This is a genomic window from Micromonospora xinjiangensis (assembly GCF_056150165.1).
Map to the genome: position 1 here is coordinate 875,493 of NZ_JAXCFO010000001.1, position 23,399 is coordinate 898,891.

Below are 23,399 nucleotides of genomic sequence, written 5' to 3' on the forward strand. Positions count from 1 at the left end.
GTCCTCCCTGCTGGCCGGCTCGGCCGGCAGCGGTGGGGGTTTGTCAAGCAACGGGGGATCAGCGGCGATCGCACCCCTTGTCTCGAACCTAGGTCGGGATTCGCGGCGGCAACCAGTCGAAGATCTGTCCGATCATGGACACATGTCGATTAGGCGAACCCGCCTCACCTCCGCCGACCTGCCGGGGAGTCAGTCGTCCTCGACAGCCACCGGCTCCTGCCCGTGGCAGCGCAGCTTCAGCTCGTACTCCCCCTCGGCGCCCTCGAAGCGCACCTCGACGTCGTCATCCGGGCCACGGTCGTAGTCGCGCACACGAAAGCCCTGAGCCGGTGCCGCGAAGACCAGCCGCACCCCCTGGGGCGTGCACTCCCCGACGGCGGTGCCGCCGGCCGTGGTGAAGCTGCGCTGGGTTCCGGAGCCGCCCGAGGGCGGCGGGATGGCCACGGGCGCGCTGCCGGACGGCGCGACGGAGGGGACGGAGGGGGAAGGAGCCGCGGCGAGGGCGCGCGCGATCTCGTCCTCACCGCGTACGCCGCCCGGCGTGCCGGCGATGCTCTCGCCGACGAGCCGGATCGCGCCGAGCCCGATCAGGGTGGCGACGGCGGCGGTCGCCAACCACCCGAGGGCCACGAGAAACCAGCGGCGGGACATGCGCCGAGTCTGCCCGACCGAAGGTTGGCCACGGCACAGCGGCACGCTAAGCGACGGTTAAGGCGCTGCCGTGCGGGTACGCGTAGCGGTTAGCCTGCCAGCGTGGCCCGCCTGCTGCTCATCGAGGACGACCTCACCATCCGGACCCCGCTCATCCGTGCCTTGCGGGAGCGGGGACACGCGGTGGCCGCCGCCTCGACCGCCATGGCCGGGCTGCGGGACGCCCTCGACGACCGGCCCGATCTCGTCGTGCTCGACCTCGGGCTGCCCGACCTGGACGGTCGCGAGCTGCTGCGGATGCTCCGCGCGGTCAGCTCGGTGCCGGTCATCGTGGCGACCGCCCGCGACGACGAGACGGAGATCGTACGGGTGCTCGACGCGGGCGCCGACGACTACGTGGTCAAGCCGTTCACCGCCGCGCAGCTCGACGCCCGCGCCCGGGCCGTCCTGCGCCGGGCACCGGGCGGCGCGAACGCCCCCGACCCGGCGCTCGTCGTCGGCGGGCTACACGTCGACCCGCGCTCCCGGCAGGTGACCCTCGACGGCGCGCCGATCGAGCTGACCCCGCGCGAGTTCGACCTGCTGCACCACCTCGCCGCCCGGCCCGGTCAGGTGGTCACCAAGCGGGAGCTGCTCACCGAGGTCTGGCAGGTGCCGTACGGCGGCGCCGACAAGACCGTCGACGTGCACCTGTCCTGGCTGCGCCGCAAGCTGGGCGAGAGCGCCCAGACGCCGCGCTACCTGCACACCGTGCGGGGTGTCGGGGTACGGCTGGAAGCGCCTCGGGCGACCGGATGAGAGCGCGACTCGCGCTGCTGGTCGCCGCGGTCAGCGTCCTCATCCTGCTCGCGTTCCTGGTGCCGCTGGCGCTGCTCGTGCGTACCGTCGCCGAGGACCGGGCCACCGTGCGCGCCACGGCGGACGCGCAGAGTCTCGTCCCGGTGGTGGGGACCGCCGACGCGGCCACCATCCGGCTGACCGTCGAACAGCTCGCCGCCGACTCGGGTCGGCCGGTCAGTGTGTACCTGCCCGACGGCACCGTCCTCGGCACCCCGGTCCCCCGCACCGCGGCCGTCGCTCTGGCCGCGCGCGGCCAGAGCCTGACCGGCGAGTCGGAGTCCGGTCGGGAGGTGGTCATCGCCGTGCAGGGCCGGGCGGACGGCACCGGCGTGATCCGGGTCGGCGTGCCCCGGGACGAGCTGACCGCGGGCGTCGGCCGGGCCTGGCTCGTGCTGGCCCTGCTCGGGCTCCTCCTGGTGCTCATCGGCTTGGTGGTCGCCGATCGGCTGGCCCGCACCCTGGTCCGGCCGATCGGCGCGCTCTCGGCCGTCTCGCACCGGCTCGCCAACGCGGAGCTGGACGCCCGGGTCACCCCGTCCGGGCCCCGTGAGCTGCGCGAGGTCGCCGGCGCCCTCAACCACCTGGCCAGCCGCATCCAGGTGCTGCTGGTGCAGGAGCGCGAGCAGGTGGCGGATCTGTCGCACCGGCTGCGTACGCCGTTGACCGCCCTGCGGCTCGAGGCGGAGTCGCTGCGCGACCCGGACGACGCGGCCCGGGTCACGGCGGCCGTGGACGGCCTCGAACGGGCGGTGACCGGCCTCATCCGCGAGGCTCGGTGGCGCCGGACGCCGGACGCCGGGCCCACCGGCTCGGACGCCGCCGCGATCGTCGGCGAGCGGGTGGCGTTCTGGTCCGTGCTCGCCGAGGACACCGGCCGACCGGTGACGCTCGACCTGGCACCCGGGCCGCTGCCGGTCGGCGTGCCCGCCGACGAGTTGGCCGCAGCGGTGGACGCGCTGCTCGGCAACGTCTTCGCGCACACGCCCGACGGCACCCCGTTCACCGTGCGGCTGGTCCGCGAGGGCGGGCAGGTGGTGTTGACCGTTGCCGACCGGGGGCCGGGCCTGCCAGCCGACGCGGTACGCCGAGGCGCGAGCGCGGCCGGTTCGACGGGGCTCGGGCTCGACATCGCGCACCGGGCGGCGCAGGCCGCGGGCGGGCGGCTGGAGCTGGGCGCGGCGGCGGGCGGCGGAGCGGAGGTGCTCCTTCGGCTGGGCCCGCCAACCTCCCCGGTCGTCGGCACGCCGAGGCGGCCCTGACCGGGCGTCGAGGGCTTAACGTCGCCTTAGCACCCGGACAGCGCGGCCCTAGCCACCGGCGACCGATCCTCGATGGGAGATTTCGAGGAGAGGTGGAGAACCATGAAGCGCAGTTCGATGCTCCTGGCGTCGGTCGGGGGCGCCGCGGTGCTGGCGGTGGCCGGCGTGGCGATCGGAGCAGCGGTGGCCGAGGAGAGGGAGCCGCGGGCCACGACGCTGGCCGCTGCCACGACCGCGCCCGCCACGCCGGACGACAGCGCCACTCCCGGTACGCCGGACGACAGCGCGAGCGCCGGCACGCCGAGCGCCGGTGCGCCGTCGGCGAGCACCGCCCCCGGCGGTGGCGGCGAGATCAGCCCGCAGCGGGCGGGCGAGATCGCCCAGGCGAAGGCGGGCGGTGGCCGGATCGTCGAGATCGAGGCGGAGCAGGAGCACGGCCGCCCGGTGTGGAGCGTGGAGGTGGTGGCCGGCGGTGTCGAGCACGACATCGACGTCGACCGGGAGAACGGCACCGTGCTGCGGGCCGAGCAGGACCGGGACGACGACGGCGACGACGACGGGGACGACGACTGAGCGGTCGTCCCTCGGGACGCGTTGATCACGCGGATGTGGTGCCCGACCCTATCGTCGGGCACCACATCCGCGTCGGCGTCACTGCTTCTCGGTGAAGCCGAACTGGACGATGCCCTGGTCGTCGACCGTCGCGTCGACCGAGGCGTCGCCGAGGATCTCCGCCGCGTCGCGGTCCAGGAAGATGCGGGCGCCCTGGTTGTCCACCACGTGGTCACCCTGTGTCGGCCCGGCCACGAGCTCGACGGTGAGGGACCCCGCGTCGGCGTCGGCGGCGATACGCACACCGCCGTCCTCCGCGACGTCCTGCTGATTGGCGAGATCACGGATGACCAGGACAGCGTTGTCGGTCATGGTGAGCATGGTGGAACTCCTCGTGGATTCTCTCGGATCGCGGTCGGAACGGCGCAGACCAGTGATCGGCCCGCGTCCGGGGTACACGTGGGAGGTGGTCGGGCGGCGATTCGTCGGTGCCGCCACAGGGGCAGGTCAAGGGCCCCTCTCCGCCTACGGTGCCCGCCCCTGGGCGATCCGTCAAATAGAGGCCCGTCAGTCGAGAACGGGGTCGCGGGCGAGCAGCGCGCGGATTTCCCGTACGGCCGCGCGGCCGGCCCGGTTGGCGCCGATGGTGCTCGCCGACGGTCCGTACCCGATCAGGTGGATCCGCTCGTCCGCGGCGACCCTGGTGCCGTCCATCACGATTCCCCCGCCCGGCGCGCGCAGTCCCAGCGGGGCGAGGTGGTCGAGGGCGGCCCGGAAGCCGGTGCACCACAGGATCACGTCGGCGGCCACGAAACGCCCGTCGGCCCACGCCACCCCGTCGGGTGTGATCCGCTCGAACATGGGTAGCCGCACGAGCACGCCCTGCGCGCGAAGCCGCCGGACCTCCGCGGTGACCGGCAGGCCGGTCACCCCGACCACGCTGCTCGGCGGGCGTCCGGCCCGCACCCGCTCCTCGACCAGGGCGACCGCGGCCCGACCGTGTTCCGGGGTGAACTCGATCTCCCGGAAGTCCGGTGGGCGCCGGCTCACCCACGTGGTGCTCGCGGCGACCGGGGAGATCTCGCCGAGGAGCTGAACGGCGGAGGTGCCCGCTCCCACCACGACGACCCGCCGGCCGGCGAACTCGCCCGGTCCCCGGTAGTCGGCCGTGTGCAGTTGCCGCCCACGGAACTCCGCCCGGCCCGGGTAGTGCGGCCAGAACGGCCGGCTCCAGGTGCCGGTCGCGTTGATCAGGGCCCGCGCGCTCCACTGCCCCCGGTCGGTACGGACGTCCAGCCGGCCGCCGGGCGACGAGTGAACCGCCGTCACGCGGACCGGGCGCTCCACCGGCAGCCCGAACTCCCGCTCGTACGCGGCGAAGTAGTCGCTGACCACCTGCGACGCCGGCTCGTCCGGCGCGGCGGCAGGAAAGGGCATGGCCGGCAGGTCGTGGAAGCCGTGCACCCGCTGGACGGTCAGCGTGGGCCAGCGGTGCCGCCACGCCCCGCCCGGGCCGTCGTCGGCGTCCAGGATCACGAAGCCGCGGCCGGGGCTGAAACCGGTCCGGCGCAGGTGGTAGCCGGCGGAGAGGCCGGCCTGGCCGGCACCGATCACCACCACGTCGACGGAGCGCTCATCCACCTCTCCTGCAACGGGAAGCGCCTCGCCGCTCTGCCCTCGCCCGCGCGTCGACTCGATCACACCTTCGAGCCGGCTCGCCGCCCGACCACCACCAGATTGCCCGCTCATGCCCATAAGCTCACGGCATGACGGATATGCGGCGCTATACCGCCGAGTTCCTCGGCACCCTGCTGCTTGTCTTTTTCGGCGTGGGCAGCGCGGTGGCGGCCCGCGTCGAGGGCGGCGTGGTGGTGGTCGCCCTCGCGTTCGGATTCGTCATGCTGGCCCTCGTCTACACGATCGGTCCGCTCTCGGGCAGCCACGTGAACCCGGCGGTCACGCTCGGGATGCTGGTCTCCGGCCGGATCTCGGGGCGCGGCGCGGTGGGCTACTGGATCGCCCAGTTCGCCGGCGCCACCGTCGCCGCCTTCCTGTTGTGGGTGCTCACCCGCTGGGGTGACGTGGTCGACCAGACGGGGGCGCTGGGCAGCAACGGGTACGGCGCCCACATCAACCGGTTCGGCGCCGCGCTGCTGGAGACCATACTGACCTTCCTCTTCGTGCTGGTCGTGCTCGTGGTCACCAGTCGCGTCGAGCAGACCGCCGCCGCCGGTGTCGCCATCGGGCTCGCGCTCGCCGTGGCGCACCTCGTCGGTGTCGCCCTGGACGGCACATCGGTCAATCCGGCCCGGTCCTTCGGCCCCGCCCTCTTCGAGGGCGGCCCGGCGCTGCGGCAGCTCTGGGTGTTCATCGTCTTCCCGCTGTTCGGCGGCGCGTTGGCCGCACTGGTGGCGCCACTGTTCGCCCGGCCGGGAGCCCCGCCCGGCGAACCGGCGGAGACCGTGGAGCCGGACCCTCGACCCGGCCCGGCCTGATCCGCACCGGCCAGGCCACACCCGCCACCGTCCCGGCCGACACCGTCCGAGCCGACACCGCACGCCGGACTCCGCGGGCCGGCACCGCGGGCCGGCGCGGCGTCACGGGCGCGGCCGCCGCGGCCCGCCACGCGGACGGCGGTCACCACTGTTCGCCGCCGTCACCTCGACGGAACCGGACGTTCCCCCCTGGCGTCTGTTCTGTCGACTGGCGAGCGGGGAGGCGGGATGCGGAGACGGCGCGCACGGTCGGTGCTGCTGCTCGCGGGGCTCACACTCGGCCTGCTGTCGAGTGGGTGCTCGGGCGTCGGGGTGGCCGACGCGCCGGCCGAGGGCCGCGCCTCGTACCAGGTCTGGGGGCTCAACGAGGCGTCCAGCGACCTCGGCGGCGACGACCGGACGGTGGTGCTCAACGGCGACCTGGAGCGCGACAGCCAGGCGTTCTTCACGGCGGACGGCCGGTGGCGGGACGAGGGCTTCGTGCTGGACGAGGCCTCCGCCGAGCGGGTCCGCGCGCTGGCCGGGCGGTTGCCCGAGCGCACCGGCGACCCTCGCTGCGCGCGGCTGGTGCTCGTCGACGACGGCCTGGTCGACCGGGCGGTGGCCGTGGTGACGCCCCAGAGCGACGCGTCCACCGTGACCGCCACCCGCCTCGCCGGCTGAGCCGGTGGCGCCGTACGGCAAAAACTTTCGCCCTTGGCCCTTCTCGGGCGATTATCGCCATGACAGCATCGGCGCATGCAACGTCGTCTCTTTCCCCGGACGCTCGCGCTCGTGGCGCTGGTCGCCGCCGCGGCCACCGCCGGCGCCCCGGGCGCCACCGCCGAGGCCCCCGCCCCCTCCGTGACCCGACTTCACGCGACCATCGACGCGATCCTCGCCGACTCCCGGCTCGCCGGGGCACAGGCGTCGGTGGTGGTGGTCGACACCGCCAGCGGCGAGACGCTCTACCACCGCAACGGCGACCGGCGGCTGGTGCCCGCCTCCAACACGAAGCTGCTGACCTCCACGGCCGCCATGGCCCTGCTCGGCCCCGACCATCGCTTCACGACCGACGTTCGCGGCAGCGGCAGGCGACACGGCGGGGTGCTCTCCGGCGACGTCTACCTGCGCGGCGGCGGCGACCCGACGATGCTGGCCGCCGACTACGACGCGCTCGCCGCGAAGGTGGCGGCGTCGGGCGTACGCGTGGTGACCGGCGACCTGGTCGCCGACGACACCCGCTACGACCGGACCCGGCTCGGGCCGGACTGGACCTGGGACGACGAGCCCTACTACTACGCCGCCCAGGTGTCGGCGCTGACCGTCGCGCCCGACACCGACTACGACGCGGGCACCGTGATCGTCCACGCGGCGCCCGGCAGGCGGGCCGGCGCCGCCCCGGTGCTGACCACCACCCCACCGACCGGCTACCTGCGCTTCGACAACCGTGCGAAGACCGTCGCCGACGGGGAGACGTCGATCTCCTTCGAGCGCGAGCACGGCGGCAACACGATCGTGGTCACCGGCCAGATCGCGGTGGGCGGCGAGCCGGCGAGTGACTGGGTGACGGTCTGGGAGCCGACCGGCTACGCGGCCGACGTGTTCCGGGCGGCGCTCACCCGCCACGGCGTGCGGGTGCTGGGCCGTACGGTCCTCGGCCGGGCCACGCCGGCCGGGGCGGCCACCCTGGCCCGGCACGACTCGATGCCCCTGGCGGAGCTGATGGTGCCGTTCCTCAAGCTCTCCAACAACGGGCACGCCGAGGTGCTGACCAAGGAGATTGGGCAGGTGACCTCCGGGGCCGGCACCTGGTCGGCGGGTCTCGCCGCGATCAACGGGTACGTCGCGGGCGCCGGCATGGACACCGGCACGCTCCGCCAGCGGGACGGCTCCGGTCTCTCCCGGCGCAACCTGATCCCCGCCGACGAGTTCGTCGACCTGCTCACCGCCGTGCGCGCCGAACCCTGGTTCGACACCTGGTACGCGGCGCTACCGATCGCCGGGCAGGCGGAGCGCTTCGTGGGCGGCACCCTGCGCAGCCGCATGCAGGGCACGGCGGCGGCGGGCAACGTGCACGCCAAGACGGGCAGCCTCACCGGCGTCTCCAGCCTCTCCGGCTACGTCACCGACGCCGACGGCCGGGTGCTGGCGTTCTCGATCCTGCTGAACAACTACCTGGCCTCGTCGGTGAAGGGGCTGGAGGACCAGATCGCGATCGCGCTCGCCACGTACGGCGAACAGAGCGTCAGCACGGCGCGGGTGGCGCCGCCGGCGGCGCCCTCGGCACCGCAGGGCCCCGAGGGGCTCGAGTGCTCCTGGGTCAAGCCGATCGCCTGCTAGGAGCCGCGCACACCCCGCTCCGTCCGCCCCCCTGCCGTCCCGGCAGGGGGCCGTGGCGTCTCATGCGCTCGGCCGGGGCGGGAGCGACGCGGCGGGGTCGCCCCGCTCGATGAGGGCCGCGATGTCGTCGTCGCGCAGCCCCCGCAAGGCCAGCACCCGGACGCCCCAGCGGTGCAGCCGGCACGGGTGCGGATGGGCGTCGTTGCGGCAGATGGTCCCGCCGGACCAGGACCGGGGGGCGTGCACCACCACCGCCCGGACCGCGAACTGGGCGTCCTCGCCGGTGACGTACGGCGGCAGCGGGATCTCCCGCAGCAGGTCGCCGGACGGCTCGACGGCACCGGTCGAGGCGGCCGGACGGACGCGATGCGCGGTACTGCTGCTCATCTGTGCAACCCTCCACAGGGGATGGTCGGACCGGGACAGCAGAAAGTTACGACGGCACCAACGGAGGGCGACGGACAAACTGTCCCGCATCCTGAGCGCCGCACACGGTGTGCGGCAGAGCCGCGGCGGCAAGGGTTGCTCGCCCCGAGCCATCCCCGTCAGACGCGCTCCAGCACCACCACCGGGATCTCCCGGGCCGTCCGCGCCTGGTAGTCCTCGTACGCCGGCCAGATCTGCGCCATCGTCGCCCACAGGCGGGGCTTCTCCTCCGCGGTGGCGGTGCGCGCCCGGGCGGTGAACCGCTCGGCGCCCACCTGCACCTCGGCGGTGGGGTCGGCCAGCAGGTTGAGATACCAGGCCGGGTGCTGGGGGGCACCACCCTGCGAGGCCACGACCAGGTAGTCCTCGCCGTCACGGCCGTAGATGAGGGCGGTACGGCGCATCTTGCCGCTCCGGCGGCCCCGGGTCGTGAGCAGCAGCGTGAACACACCGGGACGCCACTCGTGCCCCTCGGCCCCGCCGGTCTCGAGGTAGCGGCGGATGTGGCTGGCCACCCAGCTCGTCGGGCTGTCCAGCACCTCTTCGCTCGCGGGCATCGACGGCTCCCTCCGGATCTTCCTGCGCGACGCACCCACGCTACTCCCGAACCCCGCCCGCCGAAGCGCGGAGCGACGCACCGGTCAGCGCAGCGCGACGGCCTGGAGGCCGACGTTGCCGCAGTCGCGGGAGAACACCGCCTCGCTGGTCCAGGTGATCAGGAGCCGGGCGCCCTTCGGCGCGCGGAAGCGCAGCGTGAACTCGGCGCTGCGGCTGGTGTGCGGGTCCTCCAGGCGCAGCGTCGTCGTCGGACCGCCGGTGGACAGACGCGCCTCCAGCCGCCCCCGCGCCATCCACAGTCCCGCGTAGAGCCGCACCGTCCGCAGTTCCCCGTCGCCGGCCACCGCCAGCTTGAACCCGTTGCCGACGCCGCAGGTGTAGACGCCGTTCGACGTGCCGCCCACGGCCGGGACCGACCTGCCGTCGCGCCAGGTGAACAGCTCCTGGTTACCGTCCCAGCTGTTGCGGGCGCCGTTGCCGCCCTCGTCGAGGATCTCACCGGAGCCGCCCCGCTTCCGGACCGTCGAGCCTCCGCCGCGCAGCCCCCAGTGCACCCAGTCGCGCGTCCCGGCCGCGGTCAGGTCGACCTCGGCCGGGATGTCGCGCTGGGTCACGGTGAGCAGCGGGGACACCGGGGCCACGGGTCGGCTGACGGACGGGCTGGGTGAGGCGGACGGCGGGCGCTGCCGGGGCCGCAGTCCGGGGGTGGCCGGGGCGGAGTCCTCGCCGCCCACCTCGGCCGGGGGAAGGCCGGGTGGGCGACGCGCCTCGATGGGCGGCCCGCCGGGGCCGCCGGAAATCGACTCGGGACGGCCGCCGAGGTACGCCAGCAGGGCGACGAGGCAGGCCAGCACGGCGACACCGACGGCCAGCCAGCGGTACCGGCGCGGCGGAGCGAACCCGGCCGCCAGCCGACGGGCCGCGGCGAGCCCCGCCGTCAGCCCGCGCGCCGGACGGGCCGCGGCGAGCCCCCACCGCGGCACGGAACGGAGCGAAGACCCGGCGGCCGAACGGTGCCGGGGTGTTCTCAGGGCCGCCCGGTGGGCGGACCCGCGGCCGGACGCACGCGCCGGAGAGACATCCTCCTCGGTCACCGACCCTCCGCTCCCACCGACCGGCATCACCCCGAGTCGCCCGCACGAGACCGGACGCCCTCCGGGCGCTTCGCCCGCTTCCACACCGGAACCGGACAGTCCACGTGCCCGGTCTGGTAGGGCAAGGTAGCGGACATCGGTCGGAAGCGGAATCGCGGTCCACCAACCGGCGGGCCCCTTCCCGCCTTCCCCCTGCTGGCCGGGCGGACGGGCGATCCGTCATCGACCATAGTGGACAATGGGAGGCCGGAGCCGCGCCCACCACGGCCCGGACGTGGTCGCGGACGACGGTGGGACGGGTGCCTCAGCAGGGCGGGCGGCAGAGGAGCCGCCCGGCGGTCACCGCCGCTCCCGGCGGCGCAGGCCGCGCCCCGGGTGCCAGCTCTCGATGACCAGGTGGTCCGGCGGGTCGCCGACCCGGGTCAGCACCACCTCGGTCAACTCGATCCGGAACCGGTGGGAGCCGTCCTCCGCGAGCGGCTCCTCGTGCGCGATCCCGCTGATCTTCGCGTCGCCGCCCCAGGCCGTCGGGTCGCCCTCCGGGGCGTCCTCCTGCGGGCAGTGCAACGCCACCCTCGGGTCACGGCGCAGGTCCAGCGCCTTCAGGGCGCCGGCCATGCTGCCCAGCCGCAGGTGCTCGGCGTCGAAGTCGAACTCGGTGCCGCTGATCCGCGGCGAGCCGTCCCGGCGCAGCGTCGCCATCGTGCCGTGCTTGCGCACCGTGAACCGCGCGCGCACCCGCTCGGCGAAGTCGGGCTCCTCGGACTGGAGATCTGACCACCACGTCATGCCGCCCACCATGCCAGGCATGACTGACAGCCGGCGTCACCTTTTCGTCAGCGAACCTCGAAACCGAGCGCCCGGGCGATCACCACCGCCTGTTCCGGGTCGATCACCGCGCCGGCCCGCTCCACGGTCAGCGGGTCGAGCGCGTCCAGATCGCTGCCGCGCAGGTCGGCGCCGTCGAGACGCGCGCGGTGCAGTTGGGCGCCGGAGAGGTCGACGCCGGTCACCGTCGCCCCGGTGAGGTTCGCACCGGTCAGGTCGACCTCGCGCATGCGTACGTCGACGAGGCGCACCCCCCGCAGGTCGGCGCCGGGCAGCGCCACGAAGGACCAGTCACCGCCGGTGACGGTGAGCGGCCGCAGATCGCACTGGGCGAACGTGCTGCCCACCAGCTTGCAGCCGGTGAACTCGGCCTCGAAGAGGTTGCACCGGGTGAAGGTGCAGCGGAGGAAGGCCGAGTCGGTGTGCCCCGAGGCGTTGAACTGGACGTTGCCGAAGGTGCACTCGGTGAAGACGGCGCCCCGGGAGATCGCCTCGGTGAGATCCACGCGGTGGAACTCGCAGCGGGTGAAGTGCCGGTCGACCAGCTCCTCGGCGTACCAGTCCTCGTCGCGGTAGGTGACTCCCTCGGTCTGCTCCGGCATCGGGCCAGGCTACCCACGGGCGCCGACAAGTGTGGCCGGCCGCCCTTCCGCGGCGGCCGTACCGGCTAGTACCTTCGGCGGCGTGAGTGTGGCGCGGAGCATCGACCCGGACCAGATCGGCTTCGATCCGGCGCGCCTGGCGCGCATCGACGAGCACTTCGGCAGGTACGTCGACGACGGCCGGCTCGCCGGCTGGCAGGCGGTCGTGAGCCGACGCGGCGAGATCGTCCACTCGGCCACGTACGGCCTGCGGGACCGGGAGTCGGGCGCGCCCGTCGAGGCCGACACCCTCTGGCGCATCTACTCGATGACCAAGCCGATCACCTCGGTCGCGGCCATGATGCTCTGGGAGGCGGGCCACTTCGAGCTGACCGACGACATCAGCCGTTGGCTGCCCGAGTTCGCCGACCTGAGGGTCTACGCCAAGGGCTCGACGCTGAAGCCCTACACCGTGCCGGCCGTGGAGCCGATCCGGGTGTGGCACCTGCTCACGCACACCTCCGGCCTGACGTACGGCTTCATGCAGACGTCGGTGGTCGACGGCCTCTACCGGGCGGCCGGCTACGACCTGTACCCGCCGTCGGGCGTCGACCTGGCCGGCGCCTGCGAGGCCTTCGCCCGGCTGCCGCTGCTCTTCCACCCCGGCACGGCCTGGGGCTACTCCGTCGCCACCGACGTGCTCGGCCGGCTGATCGAGGTGGTCTCGGGCCAGAGCCTCGACGCCTTCCTCACCGACCGGATCTTCCGCCCGCTGGGCATGACCGACACCCACTGGTACGTCGAGGGCGACGAGGCGGCGCGTCTCGCCGCGCTCTACGCGCCCCACCCGCAGACCGGGCAGGCCGTGCGGTTCGACCAGCTCGGCGCGCTCGCCCACCGGAAGCCGACCATGCTCTCCGGCGGCGGCGGGCTCATCTCCTCCGCAGGCGACTACCACCGGTTCACCCAGATGCTGCTGCGCGGCGGCGAGCTGGACGGCGTACGTCTGCTCGGCTCCCGCACCGTGCGCTTCATGACCCGCAACCACCTCCCCGGCGGTCAGGACCTGGGCGCCCTCTCCACCGGCGGGTTCGCCGAGACCACCCTCGACGGGATCGGCTTCGGGCTCGGCTTCGCGGTCGTCGACGACCCGATCCCCAGCCGGGTGCCGAGCAGCGTCGGCGAGTACTACTGGGGCGGCGTGGCGAGCACCGCGTTCTGGGTGGACCCGGTCGAGGAGATCACCGCGCTGTTCTTCACCCAGCTGCTGCCCTCCAGCACCTACCCGATCCGACCGCAGCTGCGGCAGCTGGTCTACTCCGCCCTGGTCGACTGACCCGCGGTCACCGGAGCGTTCTTCGGGTAACGCCCACCGGCGACCGGGAGCGGTCAATAGCCTGAGGACGGGGCTACGTCCGGTGGGAGGGCGCTCATGAGCAGCATCGTGGTGTTCGGCGCGGGTGGCACCGCCGGCTCCCGGGTCAGCGCCGAGGCGGTCACCCGGGGGCACCGGGTCACCGCGGCGGTGCGCCGTCCGGAGGCCACCTCCTACCTGCCGGCCGGCGTGCGGGTCGTCACCGGGGACGCCACCAGCGAGCGCAGCGTTCGGGAGTTGGCGCCGGAGGCGGACGTCATGGTCGTGGCGATCGGCGGGGGCGAGCAGGGGCTCTGGCTCGACGCGGCGCGGACGCTGGTCAGCACGCTGCGCGGGATGCCGGAGGCGCCCCGGATCATCCACCTCGGCGGCGGGTCGACGCTGCTCACCCCGAACGGGACGCGCTATCTGGACGAGCCGGACTTCCCCGAGGAGTATCTCGACTCGGCGCGGGGCCAGGCCGACGCCCTCGACTACTACCGCGCCGAGGCCGACGGCGTGACCTGGACGTACGTCTCCCCACCGCCACTGGAGTTCCACCCCGGCGAGCGGACCGGGCACTACCGCACGGGCACGGACCAGCCGGTCACCGACGACCAGGGCCGGTCGGTGCTCACCTACGAGGACCTCGCCGTCGCGATCGTCGACGAGATCGAGAGCCCACGGCACGAGAACACCCGCTTCACGGTCGCGTACTGACCGGCAGCGGCCGGAAGTGGGCGGGGACCCAGGCGTACCCCTCGGTGGCGCGGCGCAGGTGACCGATCCCGGGAAAGGGAAGATGCGCTGCCGCCACCCACCAGCGGCGCTCGGTGACCAGCTCGAACACGTCGCTTCGCGCGCGCACGGCGAGGCCCGGTTCGTTGTCGATCGCGATGGACACCTGCGGGTGCGGCAGCTGGACGGCGTGGCTGTGCACGATGTCGCCCCAGAAGAGCACCGCCTCCGCCCCGTCGCCGAACAGGTAGCCGGTGTGTCCGGCCGTGTGCCCGTGCTGGTGCAGGGCCCGTACGCCGGGAAGCACGTCGACGGTGTCGAAGGCGTCGAGCCGCCGGGCGCGCCGGTACGGGGCCAGGCTGGCGGCGGCCGCCTGATGAATCTCCCGCTGGACGCCCTCGGCCTGTGCGGCCCGCTCCCGGTCGAGCCAGTACCCGACGTCGTCCCGCGCGACGTGAACTGTGGCGCGCGGGTAGACGGCCGCACCGTCCGCGGTGACGAGGCCACCGGAGTGGTCGGGGTGCAGGTGTGTGATGAGGATGTGCTCGATGTCGTCCGGGGCGACGCCGGCGGCGGACAGGCTGTCGAGCAGGTGGCCGGTGTCCGCGCCGAGTGTGCTGCCGCTGCCGGAGTCGACGAGTACGAGGCGGCCGTCCTCCTCGACGAGGAACGCGATGACGGCGGTGTACGGGTCGCCTTCCGGGGGGAGGTGGGCGTCGGTCAGACGAGTCCGTACGAGCTCTGGCGGTATGCCCCGCAGGTCCGCGGCGAGGATGGGCACGTACCCGTCGTACAGGGCGGTGATCAGGCGGTTTCCGATGCGGAACCGCTGGAAGCCGGGCGCCTGCGTCGGCTGGCTGAGCATGGTGCGGTGTCCTCTCTCTGTAGCGGGTGCTCAGGTGTCTGGGGCGTGCTCACCCGGCGATGACGGCGGCCCTGAGGAATTCCTCGAGGGTGGTCGTGGTGGTGATCGTTCCGTCGGGGCGGTGCACCCGGATACGTCGTTCCGCCACGTCGAGCGTCATGTCGACGGTGCCGTTCGCCATCTGCTCGGAGAATCCGCCGGCTCTCAGCGCGGCGCGTACGGCGTCGGCGGTCCGGACCTCGTACCGGGCATCCGGAGCGCCGACCGCCGTGCCGATCAGCCGGACGGCCTCGGCGAGCGTCCGGTCCGCCGGGCCGATCACCTCCACCGATCCGGGCGTGAAGGGGCGGTCGCCACGCAGGAACTCCGCCGCGACGCGCCCGACGTCCGCGGTGGCGATCATCGGCAGCGGAAGGTCGGGGGGAAGAAGCCCGCCGGTGGCGCCGGTGGCCCGGATGGCGGCGACGTCGGGGAGCAGGTTCTCCATGAACGACCCCGCCCGCAGGTGGACCGCCGGCACTCCGGTGGCGTCGATCGCCTGCTCCAGGCGCCTGAGCCCCCACACCGGTCCGCGTGCCTCGGGGTAGTTGGCCGCCCAGCCGCTGAGGGTCACCACGCGCCGTAGCCGACCGTAGCGGTGCGCGGTCTGTACGGCGTGCGCCTGCGCGGCGATCACGGCCCGCTGGTAGGCCGTGAAGTCCGAGCTGTCGGGGATGAGACCCGGAGCGATCATGACGAACGCGCCGGTGGCGTTGGCCAGGACGGTGGCGAGGCGGTCCGGGTCGTCGAGCGGACTGAGGTAGGCCAGGGCGCCGCGTTCCGCGTACGGAAGCAGTCGGTGGTGATCGCGTCCCACGGCCACGACCATTGGTCCGCGGTCCAGCAGAGCCTGGACGACGGCTGAACCGGTGGCACTGGTGGCCGCGGTGACGACGACGAGGTCCGGTCCCGGCGCCGCCGGGGTGACGGTGGGTGAGGACGACGTGTTCATGCCCTCACTGTGCTGCGACCCGAGACGCCCAACCAGGCTCTGCGATGGATACCCAGCCGACGGAATATTTCCGACAAGACTCCGCAAGACCGGTGCGGTCGGACGGACTCCCCGGAGGCTCCGGCTCCGGCGGCGGTTGACGCGGCCGGGTATCCACCGCATGGCTGGGCAGGGCACCGGGGTTCGTGGGGACACTGGAGAGATGAACGGCAGGTGGTCGTCGTCGAGGGAGCTGGGTGCGTTCCTGCGCAGCCGGCGGGCAGCCCTGACCCCCGAGGAGGTGGGCGTGCCCTCCTGCGGGCAACGCCGCGTGCCCGGTCTCAGACGTGAGGAACTGGCCCAACTCGCGGGCATCAGCGTGACCTACTACACGCGCCTGGAGCAGGGGGAAAGCCACCAGATCTCGGACTCTGTCCTGGATTCCCTGGCGCGCGTGCTCAAACTCGCCCCGCACGAGCGCGCCTACCTGGTCCGGCTGGCCCGGCCGGACCGGACCAGCCGCTCCACCGCCGAACCGGAACGGGTACGCCCCTCGGTTCAGGCCCTCGTCGACGCCGCCACCGGACAGGCCGCCATCATCGTGGGACGACGCGCCGACCTGCTGGGCGGCAACCGGCTCGGCTTCGCTCTGTGGGGGCTGCCCGCACCGGACAGCGGGTCCCGCGAGTCCCAGCCGAACATCGCCCGGATCACGTTCCTCGACCCGTCGGCCCGGGACCTCTTCCCGGACTGGGAGGCGCAGGCGAGGGACGTCACCGCCTATCTACGCCACGCCGCCGCGCAGTTTCCGGACGATCATGAGCTGCACGCGCTTGTCGGCGAGTTGAGCGTCCGCAGCCCGGACTTCGTCCGGATCTGGTCCGAGCATCCGGTGAGCGACTGCCCGCACTCGGTACGCGAGTACCGGCACCCGCGGGTCGGCAGCATGATCCTGAACGAAGAGGTCGTCCGGCTCACCGATGAGCCCGGGGTGCGGATCATCTTCAGCGGCGCGGAGGACGGCACGGAATCGGCGGAGCGGCTCCGTCTGCTCGACGCCGTCACCTGACGGATCGACCGCCACACGATCGGCGGGGCGTGCCCTAGTCGGCGAGGCGGGCGGGGAAGCCGCCGGTGGCGATCGGGCCCCAGCGGTCGATGGTGACCCGGATCAGCGACTTACCCTGCTTCACCATGGCCGCCCGGTACTCGTCCCAGTCCGGGTGCTCACCGGAGATGCAGCGGAAGTACTCCACCAGCGGTTCGAGCGCCTCGGGCAGGTCCAGCACCTCGGCCGTGCCGTCGAGCTGCACCCATGGCCCGTTCCAGTCGTCGGAGAGCACGCAGGCCGAGACCCGGGGGTCGCGGCGGACGTTGGCCGCCTTGGCCCGCTCGGGGTAGGTGGAGATCACCAACCGGCCGGCCGGGTCCACGCCCGCGGTCACCGGCGAGGCCTGGGGCCGGCCGTCCGCCCGCGTCGTCATCAGCACCACGCGGTGCCGGGGCCGGAGGAACTCGATCAGGCCGTCCCGGTCGACTGTCGTGTTCGTCGCGATGCTGCGTGCCACCCGTCGTTTCTACCAGCCCCGGTCGCCGCGGCCGAGCCGGTGTGCCCCGCCGGCTCAGCGGGGCCCGGGGAGGGCCCGGTCGGGAGCGTGTTGGGCCGGCACACGGGGCCGTGTCGACGGCCGCCAGGCCCGCCCGTTGGCGTAGATCACGCGGAAGCCCAGGTACGACGCGAGGGGTGCCCAGTGGGCGGACCCCATCCGCAGCTCCGCGGCGTTGTGCCGTTGGCCGTTGGCCAGCACGTCGAGCAGGACGGTTTCGAAGGCCGCCGATTCCACCCAGTCCACGTCACGAGTGAAGCCGCAGATCAAAGCCGCTCCGGTGACGTCGAGGAATTCGCGTAGCGCGGCGTCCGAGGCGCGCAGCACGGAACAGCTGCCGAAGTAGAGGCGACGGCCCTCGCAACGGCCGGCCATCAGTTCGGCGACGTCGGAGAGTTCGACCGAGTTCCAGTCGGTGAGGCAGAGTCGGTGCGGCTCACCGTGCATCGCGAAGAACCCGACCCGATGGTCGGCGTACTGCTTGAGCAGCCACCGGTCCAGGAAGTAGAACAGCTCGTCGCGGGTCGCCGCGTCCTTGTGGATGAACCGGATCTTGCCCAGTCGTTCGAGCAGTTCGAGCGTCGGCAGCACCGAACCCCGCTCGTTGAGGTCGCGATGCCACTGACCCTCGACGCAGAAGACTCCTCCCCGCGCCACGTGCACCTCCGACCGCCGCGCCAGCCCCGGGCGCTGACGTTACCGCCTGCCCGCGGCCGGAGAACATCACCCTCGGTGCGCCGCCACGCGACGTTCGGTGTGTTTCTCGCTGCTCACCGCTCCCTGGGAAAAATGGCCGGTTCGCAGAATGGGACCTCTTTTCAGCAACCGCTCAGCAACTCCAAATTGTGAGGACAATTCTCGTTAATCGCCCCCAACCGGCCCGACAGGTGTCAGGGTGGAAACCGCGGGACGTCCCGGTCGATGGCCCGAAGCCACCCCATTCACGCTCCTATCGGGAGGACTTCTGTGCGCGTAAACACCCTGAAGCGAGCTGCCGTCGCCTTCGCCCTGGCGCTGCCGGGGGCCGCGATCGCCGCGGTGGTCGCCGCGCCAGCGGCCCATGCCGACGGCTGCTACACGTGGAACCGCAACCTCTACCAGGGGCGGTCCGGTGCCGACGTCCGCGAACTCCAGGTCCGGGTCGCCGGCTGGGCCGGCAACCGGGACATCGTGGAGACCGACGGCATCTTCGGGCCGAAGACCGCCGCCGCGGTCCGGCGGTTCCAGCAGGCGTACGGGCTGAAGGTGGACGGCGTCGTGGGCCCCGAGACGTACGCGAAGCTCTACGAACTCCAGGACAACGACTGCACACCACGACACTTCAGCTACACGGAGCTGGACGACGGTTGCGGTCGCGGCGGGTGGAGCGGGGGCCCGCTTCCCGCCGGCGAGACCCGGCAGAACGCGCTGCGCACCATGTGGAAGCTGGAGGCGCTGCGCCGCAGTCTCGGTGACGAGCCCCTCTACGTGACGAGCGGCTTCCGCAGCCGGTCCTGCAACAACCAGGTCGGCGGCGCGTCGGACAGCCAGCACCTCTACGGCACCGCCGCGGACGTCGTGTCGCGCACCTCGTCCCTCTGCGAGGTGGCCCGCGCCTCCCGCAACCACGGTTTCAGCGGGATCTTCGGGCCCGGCTACCCCGACCACGACGACCACGTGCACCTGGACTCGCGTCGGGAGAACAACGCCGACGGCACCCGGAACACGACCAGCTGGTCGGCCCCGGACTGCGGGGTCCGCTGAGCACCAGCGGCGTGACGCCGGCCCGGCGCGGAGTCTCACCGCGCCGGGCCTGCGCCTTTCCGCCCCGGGGCCGGCGGGCGGGCCCCCGCTCAGCTGGCCCGGGGCCAGCGCGGCGCGGTGGCGGGGGGCGCCACCGCCCGGCCGTTTCCGGAGCCGACCGCCGGGCGTACGCCAGGCGGCACCGCCCGGGCCGACTGGCCTCGGACGGCCGGGGTGGAGCGGTCCACGGGGCTGCGCGCCGGGTAACGGACCGGCCGGTCGGGGCGCGTCGGGCCGGTGGCCGTGAACGGGAACGGGACGTGCACGAACGGGTTGCCGTGCCGGACGAGCGCGTCGACCTGGCGGTCGTTGAGCCCGTGCGCGAGCAGGACGTTGCGGCCCCAGCGGTGCAGCCGGCAGGGGTACGCCGCCGCGTCGTTGCGGCACTTCGGCCCGGCCGGCCACTCCTCCGCCGCGTGCACCACCACGGCCCGCACCGCGAGCCGGACGTCCTCGGGGGTCGGCGACGCCGGCACCGGCAGCTCCCCCAGCACCTGGTCGATGGGATCCGTCGACTGCTCACCAACACGCACGGCAGGCCTCCCGCAGCTCGGCAGCGGTGCGGCGGGCCCGCCGCACCCGCATCCTCGGGCAGGGGTACGGCCGTCGCCGCGCAGCGGTTCAATCCGGCCGACGGCCGGCGAGATCAGACCAGGCCGGCGTCGTGCACCAGCAGGGCCACCTGCACCCGGTTGTTGAGGTCGAGCCGGGTGAGCAGCCGCGAGACGTACGCCTTGACCGTCGCCACGCTCACGAACAGCTCCGTCGCGATCTCGGCGTTGGTCCGGCCCTGCCCGAGCGCGACGGCGACCTCCCGCTCCCGCTCGCTGAGCCCCGCGAGCAGGCGCAGCGCGCGCTCCCGACGCGGATCCGGCCCGGGCGGGGCGGCCGCGGCGCCGGTGACGTGCGCGATCAGCGTGCGGGTGACCGCCGGGGAGAGGGTCGCCTCCCCCGCCGCCACCCGTCGCACCGCCCGCACGATCTCGGCGGGCGGGGTGTCCTTCAGCAGGAAGCCGGCCGCCCCGGCACGCAACGCCCGGAGCACCTGCTCGTCAGCGTGGAAGGTGGTCAGCACCAGCACCTCGGGCGGGTCGGGCAGCGACCGCAGGGTCTCGGTCGCGGCCAACCCGTCGAGCCTCGGCATGCGGATGTCCATCAGCACCACGTCGGGCCGGCCCGCCGCGACGGCGTCCGGCACCTCGCCGCCGTCGGCGGCCTCGCCCACCACCCGCAGGTCCGGCACCCCGCCGAGGATCATCGACAGCCCGGCCCGCACGAGCGGGTCGTCGTCGACGATCAGCACCCGCACCGGCTCCGGCGACGGCCCGTCGCCGCTCCCACCCGACCCCGGCCCGGCCGTTGCGGCCCCCGGACCGCCCCACCGCGGCGCGTCCGGCCCTGACCCCGTCATGCCGCCCACGGCAACCACGCCGCCAACCGGAAGTCGCCGTCGTCGTCCCGCCCGTACTCGAGCCGCCCGCCGGCCAGGGTGACCCGTTCGGTGATGCCGACCAGCCCGGTGCCGGCGCCGGGGATCCGCGCGTCCGCCGCGCCACCGACCGGCCAGCGGTTGCGGATCTCCACGGTGAGTCCGGCGCCCGGCGCACCCGCCACCCCGACGGTGACCACCGCGCCGGGGGCGTGCTTGCGGGCGTTGGTGAGCCCCTCCTGCACGATCCGGTACGCGCTGCGTCCCACCGCCGCGGGCACCGCCTCCGGATCCGCCACCAGATTCGTGGCGTTGACCCGTACGCCAGCGGACCGGGACTCCTCGACGAGCGCCGGCAGGTCGGCCAGGGTGGGCTGCGGGCGTTCCGGGTCGCCCTCCCCACCGGACTCGGCGCGCAGCACACCGATCACCTCGCGCAGGTCCTGCAACGCGGCGTGGGCGCTGCCGCGGATCACCCCGGCGGCCTTCGCCACCTCCTCCGGTGGGGCGTCCGGACGGAACTCCAGCGCGCCCGCGTGCAGGCTGAGCAGCGAGATCCGGTGCGCGAGGACGTCGTGCATCTCGCGGGCGATCCGGGTGCGCTCCAACTGGCGGGCCTGCGACACCCGCAGCTGCTGCTCCGCCTCGGCCCGCTCGGCGCGCTCCCGCAGCGACAGCACGAGCTGCCGGCGGGCCCGGACGAACATCCCCCACGCCAGCACCGTCACGCTGATCACCACGCCCCAGATGGTGGCCGCCCAGTACGGCATGCTCGGCTCCGGGCGCAGGTAGCCGAAGGCGAAGTTCGTGACGAGCCCGGCCGCGGTGACGGCCAGCGCGACCGCCGTGCGCCGGTGCACCACCACGGTGAAGTAGATGATCAGCAGCGGACCTGCACCGGCCATCGAGAACGCGGTCAGTGGCAGGGTCGCCACCGCCAGCCCGAGCGGCCAGCGCCGGCGCAGCCACAGCAGCCCGCAGCAGACCAGCCCGACGATGGCGTCCGCGACGATCATCCAGCCGTAGGGCAGCCGGGTGGCGAACTCCGGAGTCGGGGTGAGGGCGTCCAGCGTGGCGAGCAGCACCCACAGGAGCGAGAACACGAAGGCCACGCTGTCGACGATCCAGTCGCGGGTGGTGCGCCTCGGCTGGGCCCGGGCCCGGTCCCGGTCGACCGGCACGGCGAGCGCCCCGGGCAGCAGCCAGGGGTGGTCCGGCACGACGGCGCTGGTCACGCGCCCATGCTAGGCAGCCCCGGCCGCGGGCAGCCAGCTACCAAAGTCGAGACCCCGGCGCGACCAAGGTCGGCCCGAGGGCAGACCGCTGGCCGCAGCGCCCGACCGGGCGGCGCGGGCAGGCTCGACGCATGATCAGCGTGGAGAACCTGAGCAAGCGGTACGGCCGGCACCCGGCCGTCGACGACGTGTCGTTCCGCTGCGAGCCCGGCACGGTGACCGGGTTCCTCGGGCCGAATGGAGCGGGCAAGTCCACCACCCTGCGGATGATCTGCGGGCTGACCCCGCCGACCGCAGGTCGGGCCACCGTCGGCGGCCGCCCCTACCGGGAACTGGACAACCCGGGGCGGGAGATCGGTGTGCTGCTGGACGCCTCGGCGCAGCACTCCGGGCGGACGGGCCGGGAGGCGCTGACGGTCGCGGCGCAGACGATGGGGCTGGACCGGCGGGAGGTCGCCGCCAAGCTCGAGCTGGTCGGGCTGGACGGGGCGGCGGCCAAGCGGCGGGTCCGGGCGTACTCGCTGGGCATGCGGCAGCGTCTCGGGCTGGCGCTGGCGCTGCTCGGGGACCCGCGGGTGCTCATCCTCGACGAGCCGGCCAACGGGCTCGACCCGGAGGGGATCTTCTGGATGCGCGGGCTCCTGCGCGACTTCGCCGACCGGGGCGGCACCGTGCTGCTCTCCTCCCACCTGCTGCGCGAGGTGGAGGCGGTCGCGGACCGGCTGGTGGTCATCGGGGGCGGCCGGGTCGTGGCCCAGGGAGACAAGACCGAACTGCTCGCCGGTGACGGCACGCTGGTCCGCGCCCGGGACGCGGAGGCCCTGCGCCGGGCCCTGGACGCGGCGGGTCTCGCCGTCCGCGACGTGCCGGACGGGCTGCTGGTGCGCGCCGAGTCCGAGGCCGTCGGGCAGGCGGCGGCGGACGCCGGCGTCGTGCTGACCGAGCTGCGCCCGGCCGGCGCCGGGCTGGAGCAGCTCTTCCTCACCCTCACCGCCGAGCCGACCAAGGAGGCCACGAAGTGACCACCGCGACCGCATCCCCCGCCAGCACCGTGCAGCCGCGCCACCGTCCCGGCGTGCCGCGGCCGTCGCTGCTCCGCCTGACCGGGGTGGAGCTGCGGAAGCTGGCCGACACCCGGGCCGGGCTCTGGCTGCTGATCACGATCGGGCTGACCACGGCGGCCATCGTCACGCTCCAGCTCATCTACGCCGAGGAGGACGGGCAGACCTTCGCGTCGTTCTTCGTGCCGTCGCTGCTGCCGGTGGGAGTGCTCCTGCCGGTGCTGGGCATCCTCTCGATCACCGCCGAGTGGTCGCAGCGGACAGCGCTCGTCACGTACGCCCTGGTGCCCCGCCGGGAGCGGGTCGTCGCCGCGAAGCTCATCGCGGTGGTGCTGGCCGCGCTCGCGTCCGTACTGGTCAGCCTGGCCGTGGCGGCGGTCGGGACGCTGATCTCCGGCGCGACCGGCGGTGCGGGCCGGTGGGAGTTCGACGAGGCGCTGCTGCTGAACGCCGTCGTCTTCCAGGTCGCCAACGTGCTGATGGGCGCCGGGTTCGGGCTGCTGCTGCTCAACACCCCGCTGGCCATCGTGACCTACTTCCTGCTGCCCACCGTGTGGTCGATCGTCGGCGGGATGGTGCCGGCGCTGGAGCGGCCGGCCGGTTGGCTGGACACCGGCCGCACCATGGAGCCGCTCTTCACCGACTCCCTCGACGCCGGCCAGTGGGGCCGGCTGGGCGTGTCGCTGCTGGTCTGGATGGTCGTACCGCTGGTCGCCGGTCTGGTCCGGACGCTGCGCCGGGAGGTGGCCTGA

27 protein-coding genes are annotated in these 23,399 nt (G+C 73.7%); 12 read left to right on the forward strand and 15 right to left on the reverse strand.

What is annotated here, in order from left to right; genetic code table 11:
- Positions 1-189 precede the first annotated feature (189 nt).
- Positions 190-651 (reverse strand): septum formation initiator, encoded by a 462-nt coding sequence (locus SM573_RS04175; protein ID WP_474615504.1) that lies wholly within the window; start codon positions 649-651, stop codon positions 190-192.
- A 102-nt stretch (positions 652-753) separates the two neighbouring features.
- Between SM573_RS04175 and SM573_RS04180 the strand changes: the two genes are divergently transcribed.
- The 3 genes from SM573_RS04180 to SM573_RS04190 all read left to right on the forward strand — a co-directional run bounded on the left by SM573_RS04180 (position 754) and on the right by SM573_RS04190 (position 3,323).
- Positions 754-1,449, forward strand: coding sequence for a response regulator transcription factor (locus SM573_RS04180; protein ID WP_474611979.1), 696 nt, complete (start codon positions 754-756; stop codon positions 1,447-1,449).
- Positions 1,446-2,750, forward strand: coding sequence for a HAMP domain-containing sensor histidine kinase (locus SM573_RS04185; RefSeq protein ID WP_474615505.1), 1,305 nt, complete (start codon positions 1,446-1,448; stop codon positions 2,748-2,750). Before SM573_RS04180 ends, SM573_RS04185 begins: the two co-directional genes overlap by 4 nt.
- 102 nt (positions 2,751-2,852) lie before the next feature.
- Complete coding sequence (locus SM573_RS04190) at positions 2,853-3,323, forward strand: PepSY domain-containing protein (protein ID WP_474611977.1); 471 nt, start codon at positions 2,853-2,855, stop codon at positions 3,321-3,323.
- Positions 3,324-3,401: 78 nt separating this feature from the next.
- On the opposite strand, the gene SM573_RS04195 is transcribed toward SM573_RS04190, so the two are convergent.
- Together SM573_RS04195 and SM573_RS04200 are read right to left on the reverse strand one after the other, a co-directional pair.
- Positions 3,402-3,683 (reverse strand): adhesin, encoded by a 282-nt coding sequence (locus SM573_RS04195; protein ID WP_474611976.1) that lies wholly within the window; start codon positions 3,681-3,683, stop codon positions 3,402-3,404.
- 186 nt (positions 3,684-3,869) lie between these two features.
- Entirely contained in the window at positions 3,870-4,943 is a 1,074-nt protein-coding gene (locus SM573_RS04200) for an NAD(P)-binding domain-containing protein (protein WP_474615506.1), read from the reverse strand.
- A 125-nt stretch (positions 4,944-5,068) separates the two neighbouring features.
- Between SM573_RS04200 and SM573_RS04205 the strand changes: the two genes are divergently transcribed.
- The 3 genes from SM573_RS04205 to dacB all read left to right on the forward strand — a co-directional run bounded on the left by SM573_RS04205 (position 5,069) and on the right by dacB (position 8,119).
- Complete coding sequence (locus SM573_RS04205; protein ID WP_474615507.1) at positions 5,069-5,797, forward strand: MIP/aquaporin family protein; 729 nt, start codon at positions 5,069-5,071, stop codon at positions 5,795-5,797.
- 228 nt (positions 5,798-6,025) lie between these two features.
- Positions 6,026-6,460, forward strand: coding sequence for a hypothetical protein (locus SM573_RS04210; protein ID WP_474611973.1), 435 nt, complete (start codon positions 6,026-6,028; stop codon positions 6,458-6,460).
- A gap of 75 nt (positions 6,461-6,535) precedes the next feature.
- Positions 6,536-8,119, forward strand: a complete 1,584-nt coding sequence (dacB, locus tag SM573_RS04215; protein WP_474615508.1) for a D-alanyl-D-alanine carboxypeptidase/D-alanyl-D-alanine endopeptidase — start codon at positions 6,536-6,538, stop codon at positions 8,117-8,119.
- A 60-nt stretch (positions 8,120-8,179) separates the two neighbouring features.
- On the opposite strand, the gene SM573_RS04220 is transcribed toward dacB, so the two are convergent.
- The 5 genes from SM573_RS04220 to SM573_RS04240 form a co-directional block, all read right to left on the reverse strand.
- A complete protein-coding gene (locus SM573_RS04220; RefSeq protein ID WP_474615509.1) occupies positions 8,180-8,506 on the reverse strand; it encodes a hypothetical protein in 327 nt (108 codons plus the stop codon).
- A gap of 158 nt (positions 8,507-8,664) precedes the next feature.
- Positions 8,665-9,102 (reverse strand): nitroreductase family deazaflavin-dependent oxidoreductase, encoded by a 438-nt coding sequence (locus SM573_RS04225; protein WP_474611970.1) that lies wholly within the window; start codon positions 9,100-9,102, stop codon positions 8,665-8,667.
- Between the two features lie 84 nt (positions 9,103-9,186).
- Entirely contained in the window at positions 9,187-10,086 is a 900-nt protein-coding gene (locus tag SM573_RS04230; RefSeq protein ID WP_474611969.1) for a hypothetical protein, read from the reverse strand.
- A gap of 450 nt (positions 10,087-10,536) precedes the next feature.
- On the reverse strand, positions 10,537-10,986 hold the full coding sequence (locus SM573_RS04235) for a pyridoxamine 5'-phosphate oxidase family protein (protein WP_474611968.1): 450 nt from the start codon (positions 10,984-10,986) through the stop codon (positions 10,537-10,539).
- Positions 10,987-11,033: 47 nt separating this feature from the next.
- Positions 11,034-11,627 carry a pentapeptide repeat-containing protein gene (locus tag SM573_RS04240; RefSeq protein WP_474611967.1) on the reverse strand — a complete coding sequence of 198 codons (594 nt, stop codon included), beginning with the start codon at positions 11,625-11,627 and terminating at the stop codon, positions 11,034-11,036.
- An 82-nt stretch (positions 11,628-11,709) separates the two neighbouring features.
- Here SM573_RS04240 and SM573_RS04245 point away from each other — a divergent pair, with 82 nt between their 5' ends.
- Both SM573_RS04245 and SM573_RS04250 read left to right on the forward strand, forming a co-directional pair.
- The gene (locus SM573_RS04245) at positions 11,710-12,942 is read left to right on the forward strand and encodes a serine hydrolase domain-containing protein (RefSeq protein ID WP_474615510.1); all 1,233 of its coding nucleotides are present in this window, start codon (positions 11,710-11,712) and stop codon (positions 12,940-12,942) included.
- 96 nt (positions 12,943-13,038) lie between these two features.
- A complete protein-coding gene (locus SM573_RS04250; protein ID WP_474611965.1) occupies positions 13,039-13,680 on the forward strand; it encodes an NAD(P)-dependent oxidoreductase in 642 nt (213 codons plus the stop codon).
- Here the strand turns inward: SM573_RS04250 and SM573_RS04255 are convergent.
- Positions 13,664-14,563 (reverse strand): MBL fold metallo-hydrolase, encoded by a 900-nt coding sequence (locus SM573_RS04255; RefSeq protein WP_474615511.1) that lies wholly within the window; start codon positions 14,561-14,563, stop codon positions 13,664-13,666. The genes SM573_RS04250 and SM573_RS04255 overlap by 17 nt on opposite strands.
- 49 nt (positions 14,564-14,612) lie before the next feature.
- On the reverse strand, positions 14,613-15,554 hold the full coding sequence (locus tag SM573_RS04260) for an NmrA family NAD(P)-binding protein (RefSeq protein ID WP_474615512.1): 942 nt from the start codon (positions 15,552-15,554) through the stop codon (positions 14,613-14,615).
- A gap of 202 nt (positions 15,555-15,756) precedes the next feature.
- Between SM573_RS04260 and SM573_RS04265 the strand changes: the two genes are divergently transcribed.
- Positions 15,757-16,602, forward strand: coding sequence for a helix-turn-helix transcriptional regulator (locus SM573_RS04265; RefSeq protein ID WP_474611962.1), 846 nt, complete (start codon positions 15,757-15,759; stop codon positions 16,600-16,602).
- Positions 16,603-16,636: 34 nt separating this feature from the next.
- Here the strand turns inward: SM573_RS04265 and SM573_RS04270 are convergent, their stop codons facing one another.
- Both SM573_RS04270 and SM573_RS04275 read right to left on the reverse strand, forming a co-directional pair.
- Positions 16,637-17,101, reverse strand: a complete 465-nt coding sequence (locus SM573_RS04270) for a PPOX class F420-dependent oxidoreductase (protein ID WP_474611961.1) — start codon at positions 17,099-17,101, stop codon at positions 16,637-16,639.
- Positions 17,102-17,155: 54 nt separating this feature from the next.
- Complete coding sequence (locus tag SM573_RS04275; RefSeq protein ID WP_474615513.1) at positions 17,156-17,797, reverse strand: DUF6642 family protein; 642 nt, start codon at positions 17,795-17,797, stop codon at positions 17,156-17,158.
- Positions 17,798-18,106: 309 nt separating this feature from the next.
- Here SM573_RS04275 and SM573_RS04280 point away from each other — a divergent pair, with 309 nt between their 5' ends.
- Positions 18,107-18,883, forward strand: a complete 777-nt coding sequence (locus SM573_RS04280) for a D-Ala-D-Ala carboxypeptidase family metallohydrolase (protein ID WP_474611959.1) — start codon at positions 18,107-18,109, stop codon at positions 18,881-18,883.
- Positions 18,884-18,972: 89 nt separating this feature from the next.
- On the opposite strand, the gene SM573_RS04285 is transcribed toward SM573_RS04280, so the two are convergent.
- The 3 genes from SM573_RS04285 to SM573_RS04295 all read right to left on the reverse strand — a co-directional run bounded on the left by SM573_RS04285 (position 18,973) and on the right by SM573_RS04295 (position 21,586).
- Positions 18,973-19,455 (reverse strand): hypothetical protein, encoded by a 483-nt coding sequence (locus SM573_RS04285; RefSeq protein ID WP_474611958.1) that lies wholly within the window; start codon positions 19,453-19,455, stop codon positions 18,973-18,975.
- Positions 19,456-19,568: 113 nt separating this feature from the next.
- Complete coding sequence (locus SM573_RS04290) at positions 19,569-20,351, reverse strand: response regulator transcription factor (protein ID WP_474611957.1); 783 nt, start codon at positions 20,349-20,351, stop codon at positions 19,569-19,571.
- On the reverse strand, positions 20,330-21,586 hold the full coding sequence (locus SM573_RS04295; protein WP_474615514.1) for a sensor histidine kinase: 1,257 nt from the start codon (positions 21,584-21,586) through the stop codon (positions 20,330-20,332). Before SM573_RS04295 ends, SM573_RS04290 begins: the two co-directional genes overlap by 22 nt.
- A 131-nt stretch (positions 21,587-21,717) precedes the next feature.
- Between SM573_RS04295 and SM573_RS04300 the strand changes: the two genes are divergently transcribed.
- Together SM573_RS04300 and SM573_RS04305 are read left to right on the forward strand one after the other, a co-directional pair.
- Positions 21,718-22,608, forward strand: a complete 891-nt coding sequence (locus SM573_RS04300) for an ABC transporter ATP-binding protein (protein ID WP_474615515.1) — start codon at positions 21,718-21,720, stop codon at positions 22,606-22,608.
- Positions 22,605-23,399 carry an ABC-2 transporter permease gene (locus SM573_RS04305; protein WP_474615516.1) on the forward strand — a complete coding sequence of 265 codons (795 nt, stop codon included), beginning with the start codon at positions 22,605-22,607 and terminating at the stop codon, positions 23,397-23,399. Before SM573_RS04300 ends, SM573_RS04305 begins: the two co-directional genes overlap by 4 nt.

Excerpts from the sequence above, each read along its gene's own strand:
- SM573_RS04250 (WP_474611965.1), top strand. The coding sequence starts at position 13,039 with ATGAGCAGCATCGTGGTGTTCGGCGCGGGTGGCACCGCCGGCTCCCGG.
- SM573_RS04205 (WP_474615507.1), top strand. The coding sequence starts at position 5,069 with ATGACGGATATGCGGCGCTATACCGCCGAGTTCCTCGGCACCCTGCTG.
- SM573_RS04300 (WP_474615515.1), top strand. The coding sequence starts at position 21,718 with ATGATCAGCGTGGAGAACCTGAGCAAGCGGTACGGCCGGCACCCGGCC.
- SM573_RS04260 (WP_474615512.1), bottom strand. The coding sequence starts at position 15,554 with ATGAACACGTCGTCCTCACCCACCGTCACCCCGGCGGCGCCGGGACCG.
- SM573_RS04210 (WP_474611973.1), top strand. The coding sequence starts at position 6,026 with ATGCGGAGACGGCGCGCACGGTCGGTGCTGCTGCTCGCGGGGCTCACA.
- SM573_RS04265 (WP_474611962.1), top strand. The coding sequence starts at position 15,757 with ATGAACGGCAGGTGGTCGTCGTCGAGGGAGCTGGGTGCGTTCCTGCGC.
- SM573_RS04235 (WP_474611968.1), bottom strand. The coding sequence starts at position 10,986 with ATGACGTGGTGGTCAGATCTCCAGTCCGAGGAGCCCGACTTCGCCGAG.
- SM573_RS04255 (WP_474615511.1), bottom strand. The coding sequence starts at position 14,563 with ATGCTCAGCCAGCCGACGCAGGCGCCCGGCTTCCAGCGGTTCCGCATC.
- SM573_RS04195 (WP_474611976.1), bottom strand. The coding sequence starts at position 3,683 with ATGCTCACCATGACCGACAACGCTGTCCTGGTCATCCGTGATCTCGCC.
- SM573_RS04225 (WP_474611970.1), bottom strand. The coding sequence starts at position 9,102 with ATGCCCGCGAGCGAAGAGGTGCTGGACAGCCCGACGAGCTGGGTGGCC.
- SM573_RS04240 (WP_474611967.1), bottom strand. The coding sequence starts at position 11,627 with ATGCCGGAGCAGACCGAGGGAGTCACCTACCGCGACGAGGACTGGTAC.
- SM573_RS04185 (WP_474615505.1), top strand. The coding sequence starts at position 1,446 with ATGAGAGCGCGACTCGCGCTGCTGGTCGCCGCGGTCAGCGTCCTCATC.
- dacB (WP_474615508.1), top strand. The coding sequence starts at position 6,536 with ATGCAACGTCGTCTCTTTCCCCGGACGCTCGCGCTCGTGGCGCTGGTC.
- SM573_RS04175 (WP_474615504.1), bottom strand. The coding sequence starts at position 651 with ATGTCCCGCCGCTGGTTTCTCGTGGCCCTCGGGTGGTTGGCGACCGCC.
- SM573_RS04190 (WP_474611977.1), top strand. The coding sequence starts at position 2,853 with ATGAAGCGCAGTTCGATGCTCCTGGCGTCGGTCGGGGGCGCCGCGGTG.
- SM573_RS04220 (WP_474615509.1), bottom strand. The coding sequence starts at position 8,506 with ATGAGCAGCAGTACCGCGCATCGCGTCCGTCCGGCCGCCTCGACCGGT.